Consider the following 6,799-nt stretch of genomic DNA (forward strand, 5'->3'; position numbering starts at 1 on the left):
CCGCCGGCGCTCCGGGCCCGTCAACACTTCCATCACTTCCTGCCTGGTATTAGTCAAAAACACAGTCTTATGCCTACCCGTTATTGTAAGTGGGTGACTGTGTCCGGCGTTTCAGGGGGCTGCTCCATTGACGAAATCGTTGTACGCATCAGCAACCCGACCAATCACGCGGAGAGTCTGACCGAACCAAGTGTTGCATGCGTCAGCGATCGCGCGCCCAACGTGATGATCTCTGCATGGCAGTCGTCAGATATGCCACAGCCCATGCCAACCTTTCCCGCGCCCAAGGTATTTCCGGTCAATCTATCCGCCGGCGACACGGTCGAAACCACCGTGTTTTTCTTGAAAAGCCCCGCTGTCGAGGGGATACGGGGTTGTCGAGCGTTGAGATTTGCATGGATCAACGCGGCTCAAGCCCGAGTTCTGGGGCCCACGATCAAGTTGCCTCCCGGGACGGCTTCTCTCTCGGTTTATGGACCAAGCAACGCCTCCTCGATGTAGTGGATCCATGCCCGAATCATGATCGCCGTCATGTCCGGTCATCCATTAAAGACAGGCACGGCACATGCCGCGGCACATCGCCTGCTTTTGTCTGCAGTTCAAGCGAGATAGGACCGATCATTTTCGACGCTCGATGACCTATCCAGGCGTCTGGCAGGTAACAGTCAATCCGACATGCAACCGCTTGCCAACACCGGGCGCCCGCCAGGTATCACCTAGCCCACTCTCCAGGGGAATTGAGCTAAATATCACCCGTTTACGCAAACATGTCCGGCCGCGGCAGTGTTCGACTTGCCATCCACACCCGACGTGAAACGTCACCTCACGACCAGATGTGCAAATAGGAAACTTGCGATAAATAGTCTTATCGCCAGTGCCTTGCGCGCGACCTAAACTGGTTGCATGAGAACTGCGTCGACCTCCTCCGCAGGGCCAGCCAGCGGAAATCTCACTGCGCCCGCCCTGCCCGATCTCGCTTCGCTGGCCGCCCTGCGTGCCTGGCACGCCGGGCTCACGGCCCGCGCGGCAGTTGAGCGCTACCTGCCGCACCGCAAGGCCGATGGCCAGTCATCGCGTGGCCTCCTGAGCCGCATCCGTCGCCAGCTCGTCGCGTGCGCAGCCGCCCGTCGGCGCGATGATCTGATCCCGCTATTCACGCATCCGGCCGCGGATCGTACCCGCCACGCGGCACGGGTCGTTACCGCGCTCGACGTCCTGCGGACGACCCCCATCCCGGCGCCACAGCCGACCGACCCGGTGACCCACTGGCTGCCGCCGCGCATCGTGCGTGCACTGGCGGCCGCTGGCGTCGACTCGTTCGCCGACCTGCTGGTCCGGATGGCCCATCGCCAAGGCTGGTGGCTAGCGATGCCTGGGCTGGGGCGCCAGGGTGCGCACCGCGTCGCAACCTTTGTCGCGGCGCACTCGAACCTGGCCCAGCGTGCCGCCGCGCTCGTTCCGTACGAGACCGCGACCGTTCAGTTGATCCCGCGATGGTCCCTGGATGCACTGCCCGCTGACCTGGATGGTTCGCGGGGCCGCTTCCGGGCCCCGCCCGACACCTGCGGCCTCGCCGCCGCCAACGACCACCAGGCAATCGAGGCATGGCTGGTACTCCACGAGGGCACCCATACGGTGCGTGCCTACCGGCGCGAGGCCGAACGGCTGTTGCTGTGGGCCATTGTCGAGCGCCGCCAGCCCCTCTCGTCGCTCACCACCGACGACGCGATCGCCTATCGGGCCTTCCTGCGCCATCCGACGCCCGCCGCCCGCTGGATCGGTCCACCGCGCCCGCGCACGACGCCCGCGTGGCGTCCGTTCACGGGACACCTGACAGCGCGGTCGGCGGCCCATGCGCTGGCCATCCTGCGCGCGCTCTTCGGATGGCTCGTTGACCAGCACTACGTCGTGCTCAATCCGTTTGCAGGCGTGACAGTGCGCGGCGGCGCAGCCCGTGCACCGTTCGATACCGGGCGGGCGTTGACTGGCCGGGAATGGAAGATCGTACGGGCTGCGGCCGACCAGGTCGAGCGGACTGGCTGGACCGCACCGGCTGCAGAGCGACTGCGTTTTGTGCTGGATTTCGGCTACGCGACGGGCCTGCGGGCACAGGAACTGGTGGCGGCGACACTGGGCGGCATCACGGCTGACGCCCGCGGCGCCTTATGGCTGCAGGTAACAGGAAAAGGGGCGAAATCGGGGCGCGTTGCCCTGCCGCCCCTCGCGCGAGACGCGCTGCGGCGCGCACTGAAGGCGCGGGGTCTGCCGGTCATGCGCACTCGTTGGCATCCGGCGACACCGTTGGTCGCCGCGCTCAATGCAGAGCGTCGCGGGGAACGCCACGCCGGCATCAGTGCGACGCGGTTGCGGCAGGTGTTAGGTGAGTTTTTTCGGGAGACGGCCGAGCGCGCAAACGCCCGTCATCCGGCGCTTGCCGAGAAGCTACGGCACGCCAGCCCCCATTGGCTGCGACATACGCACGCCACGCATGCGCTGGACGCCGGGGTGGAATTGGTCGTCGTGCGTGACAATCTGCGCCACGCGTCGGTGGCCACCACCTCGACCTATCTCCATGGAGAAGAGGCAAAGCGTGCGCGCCAGGTCAGCGCGGCCTTCCAGCGCCAGCCCCGTCGATCACATCGTCGAGGCACGTCCCGCGCAGTCCAATAGTCGCGTCAAACACACGAGGCTAGGTGCGGCATAGGGGAAAAAATTGCTGCCGGCCACGCAGCGGCCTCGACTGGATCACGGTCAACCGATGTAAGCATACGCGTTCGCTCGAGCGTCGTGCAGTGCGTGGTGCTCGCCGCCATGCCGTGCGAAGTATTCGGCTTGCCGCCGAGGGTCGATCTGGCCACGGATATCCTCGAGCATCCAACCCTCAGGCAACTGGCCATCGAATAGAAATTGCACCAGGTTCAAGTCTGTCACCAAGTCATAGCAGAGCACCGGCTTAGAGCCAGTCGGGATACCTCCGATCCAAGCCCGTAGCGCCTGACGCAGTTGATTAAACGGCATCGCGCGCTCCCTGAATCGCCCCAGTTGCGGCAGCACCGCGGCCCGAACGAAGTCACTACAGCGCGCAGTATCGTAGTCCGTGCATTCGCCGTAGAACTCTGATCCGTTTTCCCCGACGATGGCGAGACTAATGAGTTGAGGTGCCTCGAAATCCGTGAACTCGGTATCGACGAAGAAACGATTTCCCCAACTGCCACGACCGTTGGATGGTACCGACCAAGTCGGCCCGTTGTGGAAGCGGGTATACGTCATAGTCGTTCACCTTGGGCACATTCAGCACATAACACCCGGACTTCCTCCCCATCCCACTACGACAGGCAAATCCGCGCACACGGCCTGTCCATCGGAACACGCGCCCTTCTCGATCATTTCGGCGCCGAGCCCGGACGCGATCGCCTTGCTTGCCAGACTCTTTTGCCTCGGGCGTAGCGCGTCGCGAAACCGCTCGGCACGGAAAACTTTCGCCCCGTCACCGTCGTGAACTGCGTCACCGTCAGCAATGTGCGGTCGTCCGCGCTTAATTCGGTCGCCCCAACCCGGATTTCGCTCAGTGGATCCAGATACCAGTCATCTACCTGACGCGCACGGCGCGTGCTGACCACCGCCGCCCCTCGCAGCACGTTACTGCCGTCGAGAAACTGCTTCAGCGATGCTGCTCCCGATGTGAGATCCGTCCAGATCACGCAGGGAATCCCGCGTGCTCGCTTTTCAGACACCCGTAGTACCAGTAAGTCGCCAGGCGTCCACTGTTCCATCACCGCCCATACAGCCGCACCGGCCATCGCCGACTGAAACGGTAGACGGTTCCCATCCTGAATCAAAAACATATGCCTTGCAGCTAGAGAAACTGGCCGTACCCGAGAAAATGGGTCGTAAATGCCGTGGCCAAACGAGCATCATACCGCGACCATCATTGGATGCAAAGGGTATCTGGCAAACGGGACGATGCAGGACATCTGGCCGCGATTGGCGCGACGGTCCGTGCTCGCCGGCTGGAGTTTGGCGTCTCGCAGGAAGCGCTTGCCCTTCTCACGGGAATCGATCGAAGTCACATGGGCCGTATCGAAAGAGGCCAGCGCAATTTGACCATCCTCAACCTCATCCGAATCGCTGACGCTCTGAATATTTCACCATCAAAGCTTCTGAAAAGCTCTGGTCTCTAAAGCAGTAGTGTTTTGCGTGCAAGGCCAATCTTTGTCACGCCAGCGTTCATAGTGATTGCGGACTTGTGACTCACCAACTCACCGACGAGGAAGGCCGCGATAAGCAATCCCATCACCATTGGCGCGACATCACCGACTCTCATCGAATATTGAGCTTGCTTACATCAAAGAGACGCGCATCCACTCGAATCACACTCTTAGATAGTCGCGCCCCGATGTCCAGGAAGTGTCCTATTGCAAACTGCTCGCCGACAATCTGAATTACAGCGCGTTGTTGCGAAGGTCGTGTCCACCACGGCCTGGATTACCTTGAGTCGATCAAGCTCTCGCATCGTCAGTGTCACCAATCCGGCTGGTTGCATGGTCGGCTCCGCGCCAGCTCAACGAGCCGTCCAGCATGCCAGCAGTCAAAAACACGACAATAGGATATGGCTGCTACAGTACGGCCGGATGGCAATTTAGCTTATGTCAAATTGGTTGTGCGCACAACAAAATGACGCTTCTCACGGGCTTTTTCGTGAGTGACCGCCTGTCGCCGGCGCCAGGACTCCCTTGCCGCGCAGCGCCGCTCAAACGGGATGCCGATCAGATCGACGTCGCCCGATCACGACGCGCCCGTGGCCGCAGCGGCCCCGACGGCAACTCAAGTGCCCTTCCTGATCGCCCGCCAGCGCGCGGTGCTTTCCTCCTTGAGTTCGATGCGCGCCTGCAGCGTCGGAAAGTAGACGTTCTCGACCTTTTGCGCCAGTCTAGGTAACGCTGGGCAGAACACCGGAACTGTCGGGCCTGCCCCGTACAGCAACGCCATGTCCGCGACCCTGGATCGAATGCCACCAGGTGCGGATGGCGCACCTGCTGCCACATCGAAGTGGCGCCTGCATAGCAGAGGTCGGTTGCCGACTTCACGAAGAAAACCACTGGTTGCTTCGAAGCGAACGCATAATGCGTTGACTGATGTGTGTGATTCACAGACTCCACGCATGCCCGCATCTCGGATCCCTCGGACGGGAAGTCACGCCTTGCGGCCACGGCGCTCCAGTTTCCAGTTAGATTCTGGTACGCTCCAATTCTCGCGCGAAAGTGGCCTCATCCGGGAGGACCGTCTGATACTCCGCTGCGAGTATCTTGTTCGGTAGGTTGCCGAATGCATAATGCGCCTCGGCCTCACCTTTTTCAGCACATAGAATCAAACCGACCGGTGGTTCTCGCCCTGCTTCATCCAATGTTCATGCGCGTAGTTGCGGTAGAGATACATCTGCCCCGCGTCCGCATCGCTGAAGCGGCCAACCTTCAGATCGATAATGAGCAGGCGTCGCAAGCGCCGGTGAAAAAACACAAGGTCGACTCGAAATCAAGTGTCATCGATCCGTAGACGCCGCTGGCGACCTATGAACGCAAAGTCATCACCGAGCTCGAGTAGGAAGTCAGCCAAATGCTGAATCAAGGCTGCTTCGAGATCCGACTCCGAATATTCGTCCTTCATGTCATGAAATTCGAGGACAAACGGATCGCAGATCGCCTCCTCAGGCGATAGAAGATCGCCGGGTTGCGCTTCAGCCGCCTTTCCGAGCAAGGACGCCTTGTTGCGTGACAGCGCCAGCCGCTCATAGAGCTGACTGCTGATCTGACGGTCAAGCTGTCGCACAGGCCGGCCCTCACGCAGCGCTTCGGTTTCCTAAAAGTTGCGAGCAGCTTTCGCTTTCACCGCGAGGAGGCGAACGTAGGCGGACCAGGGCAACGGAAAAGCCTGAGCGATTGAACTTAGCTCAAACGCCACGCCAGTCGGCACCTTCGCCGCTGCCTTGGTTGATTTTGTAGACGCTGTCGGGACGTTCCGGGCGGGCGTGGATTGTGCAGACACTGTCTGCACAATCCGGTCCGCAAGCCACGTCAGATAAAAGACGCGCATCTGTGCGAGATTGCGCCGTCCAAAGCCGCGACCAAATCGCTCTGACAGATCGGTTCCCAAACGGCGGATCACCGTCTCGCCATAAGCGGCACGCCCCTCCCCGCCCTGCTCGAACTCAACGATTCGTCGCCCGATCTCCCAATATGTCGCCGTCATCAGGGCGTTGACCGTGCGAGCTGTCGCTTCGCGCGCCGACGCGACTACATCAGCAATTTCACGGTGCAGGCCGGCATAAGCGGCCTGCCCGACATCGCACTGTGTCACAGCGCGTTCACCGCGTCCTTGAACGCCTTGCCGGCAGTGAACTTCACGGTTTTCGCGGCCGGGATGGCAATCTCCGCGCCCGTCGTCGGATTACGTCCCGCACGAGCAGCTCACTGCACCTGCGAAAACACGCCGAAACCAATGAGCTGTACCGATTCGCCGCGACTCACTGCGTCCGTGATCGCGCCCAAGACTGCCTGGACGGTTTTGCTTTCGTCGGTTTTGCTTGCGTCGGTTTTGCTGACACCCGTGTCCGCTGCGATCGCATCGATGAGTTCCTGCTTGGTCAAGTAACCCTCGGTTCCGTCATGCGACCGTCTTCAGGCAATCCTCCGCGCGCCAGCCGTGCAGCCAGTCGAGCGCGTCGTAGAACTGCGCCTGCGTGCGGCCGACCCAGAGCCCGTTGCGCACCTGCCGCTCGACGCCCTTCGCGTGATAGATCCGC

6 protein-coding genes and 3 pseudogenes are annotated in these 6,799 nt (G+C 61.4%); 3 read left to right on the plus strand and 6 right to left on the minus strand.

The window, feature by feature from the left end; all coding sequences use genetic code 11:
* The coding region (locus G3N93_RS31015; RefSeq protein ID WP_206134669.1) for a hypothetical protein at nt 1-501 on the plus strand (501 nt) is incomplete at its 5' end.
* Nucleotides 502-903: 402 nt separating this feature from the next.
* Nucleotides 904-2,670 carry a phage integrase family protein gene (locus G3N93_RS31020; RefSeq protein ID WP_174984769.1) on the plus strand — a complete coding sequence of 589 codons (1,767 nt, stop codon included), beginning with the start codon at nt 904-906 and terminating at the stop codon, nt 2,668-2,670.
* An 81-nt stretch (nt 2,671-2,751) separates the two neighbouring features.
* Here G3N93_RS31020 and G3N93_RS31025 read toward each other — a convergent pair whose 3' ends face one another.
* Both G3N93_RS31025 and G3N93_RS31030 read right to left on the minus strand, forming a co-directional pair.
* Complete coding sequence (locus tag G3N93_RS31025; protein ID WP_174984772.1) at nt 2,752-3,270, minus strand: 3'-5' exoribonuclease; 519 nt, start codon at nt 3,268-3,270, stop codon at nt 2,752-2,754.
* Nucleotides 3,271-3,383: 113 nt separating this feature from the next.
* The gene (locus G3N93_RS31030) at nt 3,384-3,845 is read right to left on the minus strand and encodes a hypothetical protein (protein WP_174984775.1); all 462 of its coding nucleotides are present in this window, start codon (nt 3,843-3,845) and stop codon (nt 3,384-3,386) included.
* Between the two features lie 90 nt (nt 3,846-3,935).
* Between G3N93_RS31030 and G3N93_RS31035 the strand changes: the two genes are divergently transcribed.
* The gene (locus G3N93_RS31035) at nt 3,936-4,181 is read left to right on the plus strand and encodes a helix-turn-helix domain-containing protein (protein ID WP_041492845.1); all 246 of its coding nucleotides are present in this window, start codon (nt 3,936-3,938) and stop codon (nt 4,179-4,181) included.
* 643 nt (nt 4,182-4,824) lie between these two features.
* On the opposite strand, the gene G3N93_RS31040 is transcribed toward G3N93_RS31035, so the two are convergent.
* From G3N93_RS31040 to G3N93_RS31060, 4 genes and pseudogenes are all read right to left on the minus strand, one after another.
* Complete coding sequence (locus G3N93_RS31040) at nt 4,825-4,989, minus strand: hypothetical protein (RefSeq protein WP_174984778.1); 165 nt, start codon at nt 4,987-4,989, stop codon at nt 4,825-4,827.
* A 238-nt stretch (nt 4,990-5,227) separates the two neighbouring features.
* Nucleotides 5,228-6,315 (minus strand): annotated as a pseudogene (locus G3N93_RS31050) (YhcG family protein).
* Between the two features lie 35 nt (nt 6,316-6,350).
* Nucleotides 6,351-6,644: pseudogene (locus G3N93_RS31055) on the minus strand (HU family DNA-binding protein).
* A 16-nt stretch (nt 6,645-6,660) separates the two neighbouring features.
* Nucleotides 6,661-6,799, minus strand: a pseudogene (locus G3N93_RS31060) (3-hydroxybenzoate 6-monooxygenase); the annotation flags it as partial.

It is taken from the genome of Burkholderia sp. Se-20378 (assembly GCF_017104665.1).
GTDB lineage: Bacteria > Pseudomonadota > Gammaproteobacteria > Burkholderiales > Burkholderiaceae > Burkholderia > Burkholderia lata.